The 17,971-nt window shown below is 48.4% G+C and carries 13 protein-coding genes and 1 other RNA gene; 12 read left to right on the top strand and 2 right to left on the bottom strand.

The window, feature by feature from the left end; genetic code table 11:
• Positions 1–87 precede the first annotated feature (87 nt).
• Positions 88–672 (bottom strand): TetR/AcrR family transcriptional regulator, encoded by a 585-nt coding sequence (locus tag PUQ60_RS07890; protein WP_273380104.1) that lies wholly within the window; start codon positions 670–672, stop codon positions 88–90.
• A gap of 410 nt (positions 673–1,082) precedes the next feature.
• On the opposite strand from PUQ60_RS07890, the gene PUQ60_RS07885 reads away from it, so the two are divergent.
• From PUQ60_RS07885 to PUQ60_RS07870, 4 genes are read left to right on the top strand one after another with little or no spacing between them, the layout of a single operon-like run.
• On the top strand, positions 1,083–1,715 hold the full coding sequence (locus PUQ60_RS07885; RefSeq protein WP_117795649.1) for a cytidylate kinase-like family protein: 633 nt from the start codon (positions 1,083–1,085) through the stop codon (positions 1,713–1,715).
• Between the two features lie 25 nt (positions 1,716–1,740).
• On the top strand, positions 1,741–2,709 hold the full coding sequence (locus PUQ60_RS07880; RefSeq protein WP_022358429.1) for a surface protein PspA: 969 nt from the start codon (positions 1,741–1,743) through the stop codon (positions 2,707–2,709).
• Between the two features lie 35 nt (positions 2,710–2,744).
• Complete coding sequence (locus tag PUQ60_RS07875; protein ID WP_270808328.1) at positions 2,745–5,186, top strand: MMPL family transporter; 2,442 nt, start codon at positions 2,745–2,747, stop codon at positions 5,184–5,186.
• Positions 5,170–7,716 (top strand): hypothetical protein, encoded by a 2,547-nt coding sequence (locus PUQ60_RS07870; RefSeq protein ID WP_273380108.1) that lies wholly within the window; start codon positions 5,170–5,172, stop codon positions 7,714–7,716. Before PUQ60_RS07875 ends, PUQ60_RS07870 begins: the two co-directional genes overlap by 17 nt.
• A 74-nt stretch (positions 7,717–7,790) precedes the next feature.
• On the opposite strand, the gene ssrA is transcribed toward PUQ60_RS07870, so the two are convergent.
• Positions 7,791–8,131, bottom strand: a transfer-messenger RNA (tmRNA) gene (gene ssrA, locus PUQ60_RS07865).
• Between the two features lie 438 nt (positions 8,132–8,569).
• Between ssrA and PUQ60_RS07860 the strand changes: the two genes are divergently transcribed.
• The 8 genes from PUQ60_RS07860 to PUQ60_RS07825 all read left to right on the top strand — a co-directional run bounded on the left by PUQ60_RS07860 (position 8,570) and on the right by PUQ60_RS07825 (position 17,862).
• Positions 8,570–8,728, top strand: coding sequence for a hypothetical protein (locus tag PUQ60_RS07860; RefSeq protein ID WP_182436623.1), 159 nt, complete (start codon positions 8,570–8,572; stop codon positions 8,726–8,728).
• Positions 8,725–10,662 (top strand): threonine--tRNA ligase, encoded by a 1,938-nt coding sequence (gene thrS, locus PUQ60_RS07855; protein WP_270224228.1) that lies wholly within the window; start codon positions 8,725–8,727, stop codon positions 10,660–10,662. The genes PUQ60_RS07860 and thrS overlap by 4 nt, the downstream gene beginning before the upstream one ends.
• A 355-nt stretch (positions 10,663–11,017) precedes the next feature.
• Positions 11,018–11,332 (top strand): DUF1540 domain-containing protein, encoded by a 315-nt coding sequence (locus PUQ60_RS07850; protein ID WP_107000017.1) that lies wholly within the window; start codon positions 11,018–11,020, stop codon positions 11,330–11,332.
• Between the two features lie 496 nt (positions 11,333–11,828).
• Positions 11,829–12,323 (top strand): translation initiation factor IF-3, encoded by a 495-nt coding sequence (gene infC, locus PUQ60_RS07845; RefSeq protein WP_107000016.1) that lies wholly within the window; start codon positions 11,829–11,831, stop codon positions 12,321–12,323.
• 37 nt (positions 12,324–12,360) lie between these two features.
• Positions 12,361–12,558 carry a 50S ribosomal protein L35 gene (rpmI, locus tag PUQ60_RS07840; protein ID WP_022358435.1) on the top strand — a complete coding sequence of 66 codons (198 nt, stop codon included), beginning with the start codon at positions 12,361–12,363 and terminating at the stop codon, positions 12,556–12,558.
• Between the two features lie 31 nt (positions 12,559–12,589).
• Positions 12,590–12,946: a 50S ribosomal protein L20 gene (gene rplT / locus PUQ60_RS07835; RefSeq protein WP_022358436.1), complete on the top strand. Its 357-nt coding sequence runs from the start codon at positions 12,590–12,592 to the stop codon at positions 12,944–12,946.
• Positions 12,947–13,345: 399 nt separating this feature from the next.
• A complete protein-coding gene (locus PUQ60_RS07830; RefSeq protein WP_022358437.1) occupies positions 13,346–14,839 on the top strand; it encodes an oxaloacetate decarboxylase subunit alpha in 1,494 nt (497 codons plus the stop codon).
• A 500-nt stretch (positions 14,840–15,339) separates the two neighbouring features.
• Entirely contained in the window at positions 15,340–17,862 is a 2,523-nt protein-coding gene (locus tag PUQ60_RS07825; protein WP_273380114.1) for an SH3 domain-containing protein, read from the top strand.
• Positions 17,863–17,971: the final 109 nt, after the last annotated feature.

Genomic DNA, 17,971 nt, shown 5'->3' with positions numbered 1-17,971 from the left:
TAACTGCTCTTATATTTCAATTTTGAGTTTCGCAATTACCTATTTTTAAAAATTGCAGTTTTATTAAAGCACGGAATTTCGTGAAAGTCAAGCCGGATTTTCCAGCACCCGGATGCCTTTTAAGATAAAGTCCTCTGTCAAGATTGCCATCTGTTCTGTGGATTCCTTCATGCCGCTTTCGATCCAGTACTGAACGGTACCGACACAGCCGGAAACGATAAAGGCGGAAAATGCCGCGAGCGTATCCGGATCGCTGGAACATTTGAGATCCAGCCAGCCTTTTAAACATTTATCGCTGACAATGCGTTTCAGGCGGTTGACAAAATTCAGATCACCGTTTTCTCCTATTAAGATAGAAACAATCTCTGCATTTTCCTGTACAAGAGGAAATAGTTCTGAGAGTGCGAGGGAAGGGCGCGCTACCAGTTCGGGAACGGGATGGTGCGTCAGGACAGACTCAACCTCCTCGATCAGCTCATTTTTGATCTGATCCATCAGGTCAAAGACATCTTTATAATGAAGATAAAAGGTGCCGCGGTTGATGTCAGCCATCTCGGCGAGTTCGCGTACCGTGATATCATGAATTTTTTTTTCTTTGAGGAGGCGGGTTAAGCATTCTTTTAACTGGCGTCTCGTCTTTCGTACACGCCGGTCGAGTATTTCTTCTTTCATAGTGACTTCCTTTCTGAACGTTTCCAGACAGGGAAACGCCGTATGACTGTGTATCGGAGGCTGTGGATGAAGGGAGTATTAAAAATAAGTAAAAATGGGCACACCAGATACAAAAAACAAACATAATGTGATGAAATGTTGATTAAAATACAACTGACGTAAAAATGATTATTGTATTCATTCGAACAACTTAGTATAATGCATTATAGTTCAAAAATGAACAAATGTCAATTAAACAGACATGAGTTGTATATGCTCTATTTTAGATGTAACTGTTCACTGCGAAGAAGTCTTTTGTATGGAACGTTTCACAGACGGCAGGAGTGGTTGACAATCGGGAAAGGAACGGCTATGAGAACCTGCAGCATATGCGAAAGCAAAAGGAAATAGATACGAAGGTGGAATCTGGTATGAAAAATTTTGTCATTACAATCGGAAGAGAGTTTGGAAGCGGCGGCCATAATCTGGGGCAGTCTCTGGCAAAGGAACTGGGAATTCCCTGTTATGACCGCCATCTGATAGAGGAAGCAGCGGTGTGCGGCGGATTTAAGATGGAGGAACTGGAAGAGGCGGACGAGATGAAGGCGAACCGTTTCCTTTTTAAGGTTCCGGCCAAGTGCAATCCGTTTACCGGTTATGGAAAGCCGATGAATGATACCTTGTTTGTCGTGCAGTCCCAGTTGATCCGGGAGTATGCGAAGAAAGGTCCATGCATCATCGTGGGACGCTGCGCTGACAAGATCCTGGAGGAGACAGAAGGGCTTATTTCTCTATTTATATATGCTCCGATGGAGGCGCGCGTGAAGGAGATTATGCGGCGTTACGAGACAGATGAAAAAGAAGCTGAATACCTGATCAAACAAGCGGATAAAATACGGAAAAATTATTATAATTTTTATGCAAAAAAGACATGGGCGGATAAAGCAAGTTATGATATGCTGATTGACAGCAGCCGGATCTCGGAAAAGGAGCTGGCGGCGATGCTCCGGGCACTTTTAACGGCACGGGGGGTGGAACTGGAAACAGATGGATCCGATCAATAAGCATAAAGAAGAGTGAGGACAGCGTATGAAGGACAGAAATTTGTGGATGAAGAAGGAAGAAAAGCGGACGGCGCCGGGGTTAAAAAGGGCGCTGAAAGCGGTTCTGGGACATAAGATAGTACGGCTGGCAGGAATCGCAGGAGTAAGTCTCCTTTTCTCAGCGTCTGCCGCCCAGACAGTGCTTGCGGATGATGCGGGTGTCTGGCAGCCGGTGGAGAATGGTTATTATCTGGTGGGAATGGACGGTTCTTACCTGACGGGCTGGCAGCAGATGGGCGGAAAATGGTACCTGCTCGGAGCAGACGGTTTGATGAAAACGGGCTGGGAGCAGGAAAATGGAACCTGGTATTATCTGCAAGGGGACGGCGCGATGGCGACTGGCTGGCAGAATATCGACGGAAAATACTATTTCCTGAAAGACAGCGGCGCGATGGAGGGAACGACCTTCACAAAGGATGAGACGCAGTATACGATCAACGCGGACGGCAGCCTGGCGAACGCCAAAAAGAAGAAAAACACGGGCGGCGGCGCGTACACGCTGGCATTTCTGGATGCAGATACCCAGGCGATGGCGGACAGCTTAAATGAGCTGAAGGCGGACGCGTTTGACGGGGATGAGGAAGAAGATTACTATGACGATGACAAAAAAGATTACGATAAAGATGCCAGCTTTATTTTAAATGGAAAATTACAGCAGATCGCCGAACACCGTCTGGCGATGGCACGCAGTAAGGGCTATGGAAGCAGCCGGATCCCGGATGAAGGCACACTTGATGATTACCTCAAATCCATCGGGGAAAGCACTGCGAGACGTCATACGGAGATTTACCTCATCAACTGTGATGATGTGACGCAGGCAGAAGAAAAGCTTCTGCGTAATCACGACAGCGACGAGAAAAAGCGCGTGGACCGGGTGATTTATTATAAGGAAATGGGTGTTGCACATCAGCAGGTCGGCGATAAGCATTATTATATGATTATTTTGATGCGGTAAGGATCGCAATCTTTGTATGACAGGAGCAAGTAGGCATGAAACTGAAATTTTTACATAAACGCAAAGAAGAAAAACAGACGGAAAAAGAAGCCTTCTCCCTGCCGAAATTCATCATTGAGCGGAGCAGGGCGATCGAGATTGTCTTTCTGGTTCTGGTGCTGATATCAGCGCTCATGGCGCCGTTTGTCGAGATCAACTATGATCTGACGGAATACCTGCCGTCGACCGTCCAGTCCAAACAGGGACTGGACCTGATGGAAGAGAAATTCGGCTACCCCGGCACGGGGCGCATCATGATTGATGATGTTTCGCTTTATGAGGCGAAAGCCTACAAGGATAAAATAGAGGCGTTGGACGGAGTCGATCAGGTCATGTGGCTCGATACATCGACCAGCGTATACGCGGCGGATGCATTTATCAACTTTAATAGTGTTGATGAGTATTACAAGGATAATACGGCGGTTATGGATATTGTTTTTGTAAACGGCGACACGGATAAGAGGACGTCCCAGACGATCGATGAGATCAAGGACATTCTCGGAGACAAGGGACATTACGTCGGCATGGCGGTTCAGAATAAATCGCTGCAGGAAAATGTTTCGAGCGAGATGAAGCTGATTATGACGCTGGCGGTCGTGGTTATTTTCCTGATTCTGACCGTGACGACGAACTCCTGGTTTGAACCGGTGCTGTATCTGACGGTCATGGGCGTGGCGATCGTCCTGAACAAAGGAACGAACCTGTTTATCGGGCGGATATCCTTTTTGACGAACAGTGTGTCGGCGGTCCTGCAGCTCGCCTGCTCGATGGATTATTCGATTTTCTTAAGCCACGCGTTTGCGAGGGAAAAGGCAAAGGGACTGGATCAGATGACCGCGTTAAGCAACGCGATCAATGAGGCATTAAACTCCATTTTCGCCAGCAGCCTGACGACGATCGTCGGATTTATCGTTCTGTGTTTTATGAAGTTTAATATCGGATTTGATATGGGACTCGTGCTGGCAAAAGGTATTGTCCTGAGTCTTCTGACAGTGGTGTTTTTCATGCCGGCGATGATTCTGCGTATGACGCCGATGATTGAGAAAACATCCCATCGTTCGTTCCTGCCGTCGTTTGATAAGCTCAGCCACGGTATCTACAACAGCCGCCGCATCGTGCTGATTCTGATTGCGGTGCTGGCGATCCCGGCATACACCGCGCAGAGCATGAACGATTTCCTCTACGGAAATGACGCGGTCGGCGCCAGCGAGGGAACGACGGTATATGAGGATGATGAGCTGATCACAGCGAAATTCGGACGAAGCAATATGATGATGGCAATCGTGCCGGATACGTCTTTTATCAAGGAAAAACAGTTCACGGATGAGCTGGAAGACCTGCCATACATGAAGAGTGTAACGTCCTTGTCCGGGCAGCTCCCGGAGGGCGTACCGGAAGATTTCCTTCCGTACAGCATCACAAGCCAGTTACATAAAAAAGATTATGCGAGAATCCTTATTTACGTTAAGAGTAAGGGCGAGAGCAAGCTGGCGTACCAGTGCTCGGATGAGATCCAGGCGATCATGAAGAAATATTATCCGGAAAATTCGTATCTGGTCGGCACAACACCGTCCACACAGGACATCCAGACGACGATCACGAAGGATTACAGCCGTGTCAATGTGATGTCGCTGATCGGCGTATTTGTGGTTGTCATGTGGAGTTTTAAATCACTGATTATTCCGCTCCTTATCATGATTCCGATTGAGGTCGCGATTTTCGTCAATATGGCGGTACCGTACATCGTCGGAGACACGATGATTTTCATTGGCTACATTATCGTGAGCTGTATCCAGCTGGGTGCGACCGTCGATTATGCGATTCTGACGACGAACAATTATCTGGAATGCCGCAAGACGATGGATAAGAAGGAAGCGGCGATAGGGACGCTGAATCTTAGTATTCCGGCGATTCTGACATCCGGTTCGATCCTGACCTGTGCCGGATATATTGTATACAAGGTATCGAGTGTCGCGGCGATCGGCGATCTGGGACATTTGATTGGACGGGGGGCTCTGATTAGTATGCTTTTTGTCTGCTCCCTGATGCCGGCATTTCTGGTATTGTTTGATCATATCCTGATGCAGAACGAATTTGAGAGGATTCATCTGTTTTTCAAAAAACGGCGCGAACGCCGCCATGCCCGTATGAAACGGGCGGCAAGACGCGTGGCTGGTGCCGTGTGGAAAGGGAAAAAGCCGCTGGTGGATTCAGTTACGTCGAAAAGAAAACAATTCGAAGCTGAAACGAAAGCGCTGGAAGATACAGAAATAACAGAGACGGGCGGTCCTCAAGAGAAAACAGATTCCGATGCGGAGGCGCGGGAGAAACACAGAAGAAAGCTCCGGCTACTTGGAAAAGTGAGAGAACGAAGAAAAGACCGGAAACGGAAGATGACAGAAAAAAGGGAGGCTGGAAGCCATGAAGAAGATCATTAGAAGAGGAGCGGCGGCGACGCTGGCAGCGGTTACGCTGGTAACGAGTGCGGCAGTTCCTGTCCGGGCGGCTGCACCAAGAGTTCAGGTAGATGAAACGATGTATGTCAATCTGGACTATTATGGAACGGCAACGCAGATCAATGTGGTCAAAGGCTGTACCACGAATGGACTGACCGAATATACCGATTATGGTACCTATGACAAGGTGGTCAACATGACGGACGACACGGCGCCGGAAATTGGCGATGGAACCGTCACATGGAAACTGCCGGAGAAGAATTCGCGTTTTTATTATCAGTGTACGATGCCGAAAAACAGCGTCGATCTGCCGTGGACGTTTGACGTTTCCTATAAACTTAATGGAGTGGAAGCGGATGCATCCAAACTGGCGGGGGCGTCTGGTCTGGTTGAGGTCAATGTAAAGGCGACCCCGAATGAGAAGGCGAAGGCGTATTATAAAAATAATATGGTGTTGACCGTGCTTGTGCCGGTTGATATGGAGAAATGCTATAGTGTCGATGCGCCGGGCGCGCAGGTGCAGTCGGTTGGAAGCTATCAGGCGGCAATGTTTGCGGCGCTTCCGGGCGAGGACGGCGATTTTACAGTCCGGGTCGGCACGGATAATTATGAGAATATCGGAGTCATTATGATGATGGTTCCGGGGACCCTGGATGAGCTGAACCGCATCAAGGATCTGAAAGAGGCGAAAGATACCTGGCGCGAGGATGGAAACAAGATGTATGACAGCATGAATGCGCTGTTAAAGACGATGGAATCCATGAAGTCGGATGTTTCCGGCGTGAAGGGCGGTCTGGCAAATCTCGATCAGGCGCGTGGAACCGTCAGTGCGAACCGGAAACAGATCGAGGCGCTCTCGACACAGGCGCTTGCCGATCTGCAGGCGGTCACGGATCAGACGACGGTCATGATTCCGTATTTACAGACGGCGCGCGATGCGGTGACGGATATTAACAGCAACACACAGGCGCTTTCCAATACGATGGAAGATATGCAGGATGAACTGGATCGCCTGTATGACCGCCTGGGAAGTCTGAGCAAATCGCTCCGGTCGGCTTCGGATGAATTAAATAAGGGTCTTGTCAGCCAGCAGACGCAGGATGCGATCGAGAAAGATATTGTCCAGCGGACGGCGGAAGTCCAGAAAATTTTGGAAGAACTCGATAAACTTCTGGGACAGGGAAATACCTCCCTGGCGGTGACAGAACAGGGGATTGGAAGCCTGAATCAGAGTTTAGCCACGTTAGACGGCATGAAGCTGAAACGGATCCGCAAGATGAAGAGTGCGGAGAAGGAAGAGGCATCTGTATCGTCGGAGGCGGCATCTGGAAACGGAAATGGTCAGACAGCGGGGGCGGCTGGCAGCGCAGATATCACGGATTCTGCAGGTGACGCCGATCATGCAAAAACTACGGGTTCTGCAAATACCACGGATGACGCGGAAATGGCAGCAGGCGCTTCGGCCTCTGGCTCAGCAGGAACAGAAAGCAAAGATTCGGCTGAACAGGAAGCAGCGGGCGCAGGTTCAGCGTCTGGTGCAGCTGGTAACCAGGCGGAAAAAGCGGCTGAATCAGCGACAAAGACGGAAGACAAGGATGCAGAGGTGAATGCATTTGGAACCGAGGTTTCTGCGGGAGCCCTGACAGCCGGACCGTCCGGCGAGCCGGGAAGTGGCGGTGTCAATGATGCGAGCTGGGAAGATGAGATTGGCAATGCAGAAGATGATGTAGAGGAGGCGCTGGAGTCTCTGTCAGCGACTACTTATTCTGCGGATGCTGCAAGTCTGGTGGAAGAGACGAAGGGCATTTTCCAGAAAGTGGAGCAGGCGCAGAAAACTGCGAAAACGATTGTGAATAAAGTGAATGGTGCGTTCAAGACGGCGGGAGATATTACTGGCAAGACGGGTTCGACTTTATCGGCGCTCAGAAGTTCGACCGATGAACTGATTAATTTGCTGGATGATATGCGGGTCCTGATTGACACAACGGATAAATATGTGCCGACGATGCTGGATTCCCTGTCTGATTCGGAAGAACTGATGAACCGGCTGACCAGGGCGCTTTATACCACACATGATATGCTCAGTCTTTTGAATGACACGCTGATTTCGGCAGGTGATTCGCTGGATGCCGGAACCAAGGCAACGCTGCAGGGCATGGAGAAGATTCTTGATAAGAACCTGACTATGATCGATCAGCTTGCGGCGGTTCGGGAAGCGGGGGAAGACATGAAGAGTACGCTCGATGAGCAGATCGATAAGTTTGAGGATGAGAACAACTTCCTGAACATAGATCCGGAGGCGGAGAAGATTTCCTTTACCTCCTCGAAAAATCCGTCCCCGAACAGCGTGCAGATCGTCCTGCGGACCGATGAGATCAGCGATGATGATGAATCAACCGATATCTCCGATCAGGAGGCAGACGGCAGCAGTGAAGAAGGTCCGTTAAAACGGATGTGGAATGTGCTGGTGGCGATCGTGAAGGCGATTATTGAGATATTCCAGAATCGGTAAAAGATGCAGAATAAAAATAGATAAGAAAAAGAACTGCCGCATCAGCAAATGATTTGCTGGGCGGCAGTTCTTTTTAGTGGACCAGACGGGAGTTGAACCCGTGTCCAAAAACCAATTCCCTGTTCTTCTACTATCATAGTCCGTTCTTTGACATTCCCTCTATCCTGCGGAAACGAACATCCTCAGAACTTCAGTAGTTCCTGATACGCCTGACAGTCCGGAACCCGCCTGTCATCGTTTCTCACATATTCGATGCCAGATTCTTAAAGTGTGAGTGCTCTAAGGCTGACAACTGCCAAATTAGGCAGCGTATGCTAATTTGTTGTTAGCGTTTAATTTTAAGTTTGCCATTTAACGCATCGCATGCGGATAGCTTCACCAGCTTCATGATCCCTGTCGAAACCGGTACTGGCCCTTATATTTAGATCCTTATTATCATACCATGAAAGAGGCGGTCTGTCAATGCAGTGAAAACTCAAGAGAAAAATATCTTGACAAAATAGAAACAGCTGATATAATCGAGACTGTAATGATGAACCAGAAACGGGTTTATCTATATAAAGAAAGTGTTGAGAAGACCAGTAGGATTGTGGAACTGGACAGAGAACGGCGTCGCAGAAAAAGCCTGAAATAACAGAGGCAGGTGGCTGTGGGTGGAAGCGTCGGACAGGAAAACAAATCTGAATACCAGCTTTGAATGTCCCTTAATCGGGAACGGTGATTCCGTTATCATCAGAATGAAGTGGAGTCGATCCGAAAGATCGATTCAATAAGGGTGGAACCGCGATTTATCGTCCCTTAGTCAGAAACATCTGGCTAAGGGACTTTTTTGTTTCATAGGAAATTGCGTCCTATGAAACAAAAAACGCTCCGCGGGATGCGCACTCGCGCGAAGAAGCAACATGTCGCAAGCGACCGTGCTCGGCGCGAGAATGTGCCAAGGCACATTCTGTTTGGTTCTTCTGGTCAGGAAGCTTTTATTATTTCAGAACGAAAAGGAGAAAAAAGATGAAGATCACATTAAAAGATGGCTCTGTCAAAGAATATGCGAGCCCGATGTCCATCATCGACATTGCAAAAGACATCAGCGAAGGCCTGGCGAGAGTGGCATGTCTGGGTGAGGTTGACGGTGAGGAAGAAGATCTCCGTACCGTGATCGACCATGACTGTCAGTTAAATATACTGACTGCAAAGGATGAGAAAGGTCTGGCAGCTCTGCGCCATACCGCCAGCCATGTAATGGCACAGGCTGTAAAACGCCTTTACCCGGAGACAAAACTTGCGATTGGACCGTCCATCGCAGACGGTTTCTACTATGATGTCGATCCGGCTACCCCTCTGACTGCAGAGGATCTGCCGAAGATCGAGGCAGAGATGAAGAAAATCATCAAAGAAGCACTTCCACTGGAGCGCTTTACTCTGCCGAGAAATGAAGCGATCGAGTTCATGAAGGAGAAAGAGGAGCCGTACAAGGTAGAATTAATCGAGGATCTGCCGGAGGATGCAGAGATCAGCTTCTACCGTCAGGGTGATTTTACTGACTTATGTGCAGGACCTCACATGATGAACACCAAGGGTGTTGGTAAGGCATTTAAGCTGATGAATCTGGCAGGCGCATACTGGAGAGGCAGCGAGAAGAACAAAATGCTGACCCGTATCTATGCGACCGCATTTGCAACCAAAGAGGATCTGGAAGCATACATCACAATGATGGAAGAGGCAAAGAAACGTGACCATCGTAAACTGGGCAAAGAACTTGGCCTGTTCATGATGCACGATGCAGGTCCGGGTTTCCCGTTCTTCCTGCCGAAGGGCATGGTACTGAAAAATACCCTGCTTGATTACTGGAGAGAAATCCATAAAAAAGCTGGTTATGTAGAGATTTCCACTCCGATCATCCTGAATCGCAAGCTCTGGGAGACTTCCGGACACTGGGATCATTACAAAAACAACATGTATACAACTGTGATCGATGAAGAGGATTACGCAATTAAACCAATGAACTGTCCAGGCGGCGTTTTGGTATACGGTTCTGAGCCACGTTCCTACCGTGATCTGCCGCTGCGTATGGGTGAGCTTGGTATCGTTCATCGTCATGAGAAATCTGGTCAGCTTCATGGTCTGATGCGTGTACGCTGTTTCACACAGGATGATGCACATATCTTCATGACACCGGAGCAGATCAAGGACGAGATCAAGGGCGTTGTACACCTGATCAACCAGGTATATTCCCTGTTTGGGTTCAAATATCACGTAGAGCTGTCCACCCGTCCGGAAGACAGCATGGGAAGTGATGAAGATTGGGAGATGGCAACCGAAGGCTTGCGTTCCGCTTTGGAAGAGCTGGGACTGCCGTATGTGGTAAACGAGGGCGATGGCGCATTCTATGGACCGAAGATCGACTTCCATCTGGAAGATTCTATCGGAAGAACCTGGCAGTGTGGTACCATCCAGCTTGACTTCCAGCTTCCACAGCGATTTGAATTAGAGTACACCGGAGCAGACGGTGAGAAACATCGTCCGATCATGATTCACCGTGTTGTATTTGGCTCCATCGAGCGTTTCATTGGTATCTTGATCGAGCACTTCGCAGGTGCATTCCCAACCTGGCTGGCACCGGTACAGGTAAAGATTCTTCCGATCTCTGACAAATACGCAGATTACAGCAAGGAAGTTCTGGACAAGCTGACCGAGGCTGGCATCCGTGCAGAGATGGATACACGTTCCGAGAAGATCGGCTACAAGATCCGCGAGGCACAGACCCAGAAGATCCCGTACATGTTGGTTGTTGGACAGAAAGAGGAAGAAGAGAAGACCGTTTCCGTCCGCAGCCGTTTTGCGGGTGACGAGGGCGCAAGCAGTGTAGAGAGCTTCATCGAGTCCATCCAGAAGGAGATCGAAGAGAAAAACCTGCGTGAGACTGTGAAAGCAGACGAAGCTAAATAATTTTGAAAAATTAAAAAATCAGGCAGACGCATCTGTGAGATAAAATCATGGATGCGTTTGTTTTCGTTTACACGAATAAATCCAAAAAAGAAGCAGATACTACTCCTGAATCTAAAAACCAGTAACTGTTCACAGGCAGGAATTTTCTGAACTGAAAATTCCGTACGATACAGTTCTGGTTGCAGATTTTGCCGATTTGGAATGCAAAGTATCGGCAAAATCCCGTTACTGGTCATACATGTGTGAACAGCAACGAAAACCATGACACATTGAAAAGTGTATCGCTGAAAAGTTTGATGGCTGGATGCCGGAGGAGACTTTCGGTGATGCATGTCAGAAAACAGGAGGAAAAATCATGACAAAACTGGATTGTAGTGTAACCGGATGTATGCACAATGCGGAAAACTGCTGCTGTAAAAATACCATTCTGGTAGAAGGAAAGACGGCGCAGGATAAATGCGATACCTGCTGCGGCAGCTTCGATGAGAAGAAAGGCGGCACATTCCGCAACCTTTTTAAAACACCGGAGAGCCGTCTCGAAGTAGAGTGCGAGGCAACGAACTGTGTTTATAATACAGACCGCCGGTGCAGCGCGGAACACATCGGAATCACCGGAGGCAATGCGACGGTTTCTATGCAGACGGAATGTTCGAGTTTCCAGAAACGGTGACTCTGATGCGGTTTTTCTTTTTAATATAGAAGAAAGCCTGCATAAGTATTCGAAATAAAAAATGCCGCCGGATATGGAAAATTCTGTCAGGAAGGAAGCAAAACCGGGCAGAGGTAATGATATCCGGCGGTAGTTTTTAGTATGTCCGTAAATGTATTTGCGTACGTTGCCGTCATTCGCGCAACACGTGAACCATATTTAAAAATCATTTGTAAATCTTCTCAAAAAATCTCGAAAAAACCGGTTGACATTCCAAAGAAACCATAGTATACTAACAAAAGTTGTGAGGAAACAACTTTACGAAGACAGGAAAGCAGGTTATCTACCTCACCTCAGCACGAGCAAGTGACTGTGGGTTCATAAATTTGAGAAATTTCCTATATTGGATTTCCTATTATGAGTAAGTGGATGGTCTGTACTGTTCACTTATTTTTTTTGACACTGAATCAACCAAAATCATCACATATCATGGGGGTGCACGGCTATTAGCGAGTTAATGATTAACGAACAGATTAGAGACAGAGAGGTTCGTTTGATTGGCGAAAATGGAGAGCAGCTTGGAATCATGTCCGCAAAGGATGCTTACAAGTTAGCGAAAGAAGCGGAACTGGATTTAGTAAAGATTGCTCCGACTGCGAAGCCGCCGGTCTGCAAGATTATCGATTACGGTAAATACAGATACGAGCTTGCAAGAAAAGAAAAAGAAGCTAAGAAGAAACAGAAGGTAATCGAGATCAAGGAAGTTCGTCTTTCCCCGAATATCGATGAAAATGACCTGAATACCAAGATGAACAATGCGAGAAAATTCCTGGAAAAAGGCAATAAAGTAAAGGTTACACTTCGTTTCAGAGGTCGTGAGATGGCACATATGTCAAAGACAAAGTATATCCTTGACGATTTTGCAGAGAAGCTTGCCGATATCGCAGCCGTTGATAAACCGGCAAAAGTAGAAGGAAGAAGTATTGTACTGTTCCTTTCTGCGAAACGCTAGATATAAGGACATAACTATTATTAAGGAGGACTACACCATGCCTAAAATGAAAACAAGCAGAGCAGCTGCTAAACGTTTTAAAACAACCGGAACCGGAAAGTTAGTAAGAAATAAAGCTTACAAATCCCACATCTTAACTAAGAAATCTACAAAGAGAAAAAGAAATCTTAGAAAAGACATCGTTACTGATGCTACAAACAGCAAGGTAATGAAGAAGATTTTACCGTACTTATAAGATTCGAGGATTAAGAAGGAGGAAATAACCGATGGCAAGAGTAAAAGGCGGATTAAACGCTAAAAAGAAACACAATAGAGTATTAAAGCTGGCAAAGGGTTACAGAGGCGCACGTTCCAAACAGTACCGTGTAGCTAAGCAGTCCGTAATGAGAGCTCTTACAAGCTCTTACGCTGGTCGTAAAGAGAGAAAGAGACAGTTCAGACAGCTGTGGATCGCTCGTATCAACGCAGCAGCACGTATCAATGGTCTGTCCTACAGCAAGTTCATGTACGGCTTAAAGCAGGCTGGTGTTGAGATGAACCGCAAGATCCTTTCTGACATGGCTATCAACGATGCAGAAGGTTTCGCAAAACTGGCAGAGCTGGCTAAGTCCAAACTTGCGTAAGCAAAGAGCAGTGCGAAAAAAAGAAGCCACACACAGAAGCGTTGTGTTTACACAAAAGCAGCTGTGTGTGGCTTCTTTTTTTCATAGGGCGAATGCCCGACAGCGAGGAAAAACGAAGTTTTTTCGAGCTGGTGCACTGCGGACTAGAAAGAAGCGACCAAGAAACTTTTTTCCTCCAGCCGCCCCCGCGCGGCGCAGAGGAAAGCTCCCTGACATCAGAAAAAATCACAACCCACATTTCCACGATATAGAATTTACTTATGAAATTATATTAAAAAAACTATCCAGAAATCGGAAAACTTGTGGTATAATAGATAAAAATATGGCTGTGAATTATTTAATCAGCCAGGTCGCAGATAGTTGACTCATAATAAAAGTGTATTGGGAGGTATCTTTAGAATGGCAAATGAAAAGAAAAAGCCGGTTAAGATTGTGGAAACTGTCCTTCGTGACGCGCACCAGTCTCTGATTGCAACCAGAATGACAACGGAGCAGATGCTTCCGATCATCGGAAAGATGGATGAGGTTGGATATCATGCAGTAGAATGCTGGGGTGGTGCGACATTCGATGCCAGCCTTCGTTTCCTGAAGGAGGATCCGTGGGAGCGCCTTAGAAAGCTGAGAGATGGTTTTAAGAAGACAAAACTTCAGATGCTGTTCCGCGGACAGAATATTCTGGGTTATAACCACTATGCAGATGATGTGGTAGAATATTTCGTACAGAAATCAGTTGCCAATGGTATTGATATTATCCGTATTTTTGACTGTTTAAATGATATCCGCAACCTGGAGACAGCGGTAAAGGCAGCCAACAAAGAAAAAGCACACGCACAGATAGCGCTGAGCTATACACTGGGTGATGCATATACACTGGATTATTGGAAAGACATTGCAAAGAGAATCGAGGATATGGGTGCTGATTCCCTGTGTATCAAGGATATGGCAGGTCTTCTGACCCCGTACAATGCAGAGATCCTTGTGAAAGCGCTGAAAGAAGCAGTTGATCTTCCGATTGATATCCATACGCATTACACCTCCGGCGTCGCATCCATGACGTACTTAAAGGCAGTGGAAGCGGGCGCTGACATGATCGATACCGCGATGTCCCCATTTTCGATGGGAACGAGCCAGCCGGCGACCGAGGTTATGGTTGAGACCTTCAAAGGTACTCCGTATGATACCGGACTGGATCAGGAAAAACTGGCGGAGATCGCAGATTACTTCCGCCCGATGCGTGAGGAAGCGTTAAAGAGTGGTCTGATGAATACCAAGGTTCTGGGCGTTGACATCAATACCCTGCGTTATCAGGTTCCGGGCGGTATGCTTTCCAACCTGGTTTCCCAGCTGAAAGAAGCGCGCGCAGAGGATAAATACTACGATGTACTGAAAGAGATCCCGAGAGTCCGCAAAGACTTCGGTGAGCCGCCGTTAGTTACTCCGTCTTCCCAGATCGTTGGTACACAGGCTGTATTAAATGTCCTGATGGGCGAGCGCTACAAGATGTTCACAAAGGAATCCAAGAAACTTCTGATGGGCGAGTTCGGACAGACTGTAAAGCCGTTCGACAAAGAAGTTCAGAAGAAAGCAATCGGCGATGCAAAACCGATCACCTGTCGTCCGGCAGATCTGATCGAGCCGCAGCTTGAGAAGATTGAGGCGGAGATGAAGCAGTGGAAGCAGCAGGATGAGGATGTCCTGACTTATGCACTGTTCCCACAGGTAGCAAAAGAGTTCTTCGAGTCCCGTCCGGCAAAGAAACCGCCGGTTGAGAAACGCGAGATCCTGAAAGCGGCTGCGCCGGAAGTAAAGAAAGCACCGGTGTCCACTGAGGAGATGGATGGAAACGGCATCAATACCTGGGCTGGAAGAAAAAGCGAGTCTTACCAGATCTAAGCTAAAAAGAATTTAAGGATTTTGAGCCAAAAGGAGTGCCAGAATCGGTAGAGTGTACCGGATTGGCACTCCTTTTTTATTTCATAGGAAATTACGTCCTATGAAACAAAAAAACGCTCCGCGAGGATGCGCACTCGCGCGAAGCAGAAACATATCGCAAGCGACCGCGCTCGGCGCGAGAATGTGCCAAGGCACATTCTTTTTCATGCGGTCATGCATTCAAAAATCATGCATCTGGAAAACATTTCGAAGCCAATTTATACTGCTTCTAAAAATTAAGAAAATCTTACAATTTCACGCAAAAGCCCCAAATTTTGCGAAGTTTTTTCGGTAAGGTTGACACATATGGTCTTTTTTCATTATAATAGATACGATTGTAAAAACGTGAAAAAGATGGAAAACAGTCGAGCGGCTGTCTGGAAATACGGCGGCAGACAGAATAAGAATTCCGTTGCGGGGGATGAATTGCAGAAAACGCAACAGAATGAGGAGATAGACGGATGAAAAAATGGAAGTTATTGGGGAAACGGGCGGCGGCGTTTCTGTTGGGCGCTGTGATGGCGGTCAACCCAGGGCTGGCAGGTACTGCAGCAGAGTCTTTGCTGGGGATCGTCAGCTATGCGGAAGAGAGAACCGCGTCGGTCAATGCGACAAACCTGAATGTCCGGAGTGGTCCGGGCACTTCGTATCAGGCACTAGCGAAGCTGTCCAAGGGCGCACCAGTTACAGTACTTGGTGAGCAGACGGGAACGGATGGCGTCGTATGGTATCAGATACGATATAGCGGAAGCGGCGGTGAGCAGACGGGTTATGTTTCGAGCAAATACATAAAGTTTCCGACTGCGATCAAATCGGATTCGGATTTTGAAAGCTATCTGACAAAGCAGGGATTTCCGGAGAGCTATAAACAGGGGCTCCGGGAATTGCATGCACAATATCCGAATTGGACGTTCACGGCGTTCCAGACGAATCTGGATTGGAACACAGCGTTGAAAAATGAAAGCGTGATCGGGCGGAACCTGGTTGCGAGCAGCAGCATTTCGTCCTGGAAATCGACCGAGACAGGCGCGTATGACTGGGGAACCGGAACCTGGCCGGGCTTTGACGGAAGCTCCTGGGTACAGGCGTCTTCGGATATTATCGCCTATTATATGGATCCGCGGAATTTCTTAAATGATAAATATATTTACCAGTTCATGAAACAGTCGTATGACAGTTCGCTTCACACGAAGACGGGGCTGCAGAACATGGTGAGCGGAACCTTCCTTTCCGGCACGGTGTCGGGCGGCTCGTCGGTATCGGCCGGTACGGGAAGCAGTTCTGGAAGCTCTTCTTCCGGTTCAGCGACGGGACCGGGAAGTTCGTCAGGTTCGAGCGGAAGCAGCGCCGGTCTGTCGTCTCCGATTGCTTCGATCAGCGATCATAAGACGGAGCGGGTGGCAGCGACCAATGGACCAGGCATGGCGGGAGATGGATTTTCTTCCAACAATGCAGACGGGGAGACGGCGCCGGTCAGCAGCGGCACATCGAATAAGTCATCGGGGACAACCAGCAGCACGGCTGGAACCACCAGTGGCAGTACAAGCGCACCGGGAAGCAGCACAACTGGAACAACTTCTGGTTCAACCAGCAGCGGAAGAACAAGTGCACCGGGAAGTGGCACTTCCAGCAGTTCGGGAACTTCCACGGGAGTGGCGCAGCAGTCTGCAATCGGTACTTCCTATGTAGATATCATCATGAATGCGGCATCCGAATCGGGAGTCAATCCATATATTCTGGCGTCGATGATTCTGCAGGAACAGGGCAGCCAGGGAACCGGACGCAGTATTTCCGGAACGGTGTCCGGCTATCAGGGATATTATAACTTCTTTAATATAGAGGCATATCAGTCCGGATCGATGAGTGCGGTAGAACGCGGACTCTGGTGGGCATCCCAGTCGGGAAGCTATCTGCGCCCGTGGAACAGCATCGAGAAATCGATCCGCGGCGGTTCGGTTTATTATGGTGAGAATTATGTAAAAAAAGGGCAGGATACGCTGTACTTAAAGAAATTTAATGTGCAGGGCAGCAACCTTTATAAACACCAGTACATGACGAACGTGCAGGCGGCAGCTGCCGAAGGACTGACGCTTTCGAAGATCACGGCATTGGCAAATACAACACTTGAGTTCTCGATTCCGGTGTATAAAAATATGCCGGCGGGCGCCTGCGTCAAACCGACGCTGGACGGCAGCCCGAACAACAAGCTGTCGGCGCTGGGTGTCGATGGATTTGCGCTAACACCGACCTTTAACCGAGATACAGAGTCCTACGATCTGATCGTGGATCCATCGGTGGCAAGCGTGACGGTAGCAGCGAGTGCGATTGATTCCAAGGCAACGATTGCCGGAACGGGAACGGTCGATCTGCAGAGCGGTGTCAATGAGATCACCGTGACGGTCAAAGCGGCAAATGGAAATCTGCGAAATTACGTCCTTCACGTAGTGCGCCAGTCGGGCGGTCCGACCTACTCAAGCTCGATTGGAAGCGGCGTTTCCTCTGGAAGCAGCTCTAGCGGTCCGGCGACGGGACCGGGCATGTCTTCAGGAGGCAGTTCAGGAAATTCTTCCTCCGGCGGTTCGGATGTGCAGATTGTCGGTCCGACCTCTTCGGGAAGTTCTCCTTCCGGGCAGTCCGCACCGGGATCGAATGTGAATGGATTTGGGAGCGGCAGTTCCGGAACCCTGATTGCGCCAAATGGGGAGTCTGTCGGGAGCGCCGGAAGTCCGCAGGGGAGCCAGTCGCCGACCAGCGCGGCGGCACCATCCCAGTCCACATCGGGAACGCATACGGCATCGTCGGTGCGCGGGGATGTCAACGGCGACGGTAAGCTGAACATCATGGATGTCCTGCTGGCACAGCGGTCGATACTGGGACTTGGAAAGTTAAGAGCGGAAGAAATCGCGCGCGCCGACCTCAATGGAAATGGAAAAGTAGATATTTTGGATATTCTTCTGATGCAGAAGAAGATTCTGGGACTGTAGGGATATTTCACGTACCTGCGGCTGGTCTTGAGAGGTGGCAGCGGGTACGTGAAAATTTGTAAAGAAAGGGAACGGTGCAGATAGGGGATCGTTCCCAATAAAGAATATA

The organism is Clostridium sp. AF02-29, from assembly GCF_934835585.1.
Lineage (GTDB): Bacteria > Bacillota > Clostridia > Lachnospirales > Lachnospiraceae > Otoolea > Otoolea fessa.
This window is presented reverse-complemented; position numbering and strand designations above follow the sequence as displayed.

What these genes read in the sequence shown, in the direction of transcription:
- PUQ60_RS07890 (WP_273380104.1), bottom strand. Translation starts at nt 672, where the DNA reads ATGAAAGAAGAAATACTCGACCGGCGTGTACGAAAGACGAGACGCCAG.
- PUQ60_RS07885 (WP_117795649.1), top strand. Translation starts at nt 1,083, where the DNA reads ATGAAAAATTTTGTCATTACAATCGGAAGAGAGTTTGGAAGCGGCGGC.
- PUQ60_RS07880 (WP_022358429.1), top strand. Translation starts at nt 1,741, where the DNA reads ATGAAGGACAGAAATTTGTGGATGAAGAAGGAAGAAAAGCGGACGGCG.
- PUQ60_RS07875 (WP_270808328.1), top strand. Translation starts at nt 2,745, where the DNA reads ATGAAACTGAAATTTTTACATAAACGCAAAGAAGAAAAACAGACGGAA.
- PUQ60_RS07870 (WP_273380108.1), top strand. Translation starts at nt 5,170, where the DNA reads ATGAAGAAGATCATTAGAAGAGGAGCGGCGGCGACGCTGGCAGCGGTT.
- PUQ60_RS07860 (WP_182436623.1), top strand. Translation starts at nt 8,570, where the DNA reads ATGAAACAAAAAACGCTCCGCGGGATGCGCACTCGCGCGAAGAAGCAA.
- thrS (WP_270224228.1), top strand. Translation starts at nt 8,725, where the DNA reads ATGAAGATCACATTAAAAGATGGCTCTGTCAAAGAATATGCGAGCCCG.
- PUQ60_RS07850 (WP_107000017.1), top strand. Translation starts at nt 11,018, where the DNA reads ATGACAAAACTGGATTGTAGTGTAACCGGATGTATGCACAATGCGGAA.
- infC (WP_107000016.1), top strand. Translation starts at nt 11,829, where the DNA reads ATGATTAACGAACAGATTAGAGACAGAGAGGTTCGTTTGATTGGCGAA.
- rpmI (WP_022358435.1), top strand. Translation starts at nt 12,361, where the DNA reads ATGCCTAAAATGAAAACAAGCAGAGCAGCTGCTAAACGTTTTAAAACA.
- rplT (WP_022358436.1), top strand. Translation starts at nt 12,590, where the DNA reads ATGGCAAGAGTAAAAGGCGGATTAAACGCTAAAAAGAAACACAATAGA.
- PUQ60_RS07830 (WP_022358437.1), top strand. Translation starts at nt 13,346, where the DNA reads ATGGCAAATGAAAAGAAAAAGCCGGTTAAGATTGTGGAAACTGTCCTT.
- PUQ60_RS07825 (WP_273380114.1), top strand. Translation starts at nt 15,340, where the DNA reads ATGAAAAAATGGAAGTTATTGGGGAAACGGGCGGCGGCGTTTCTGTTG.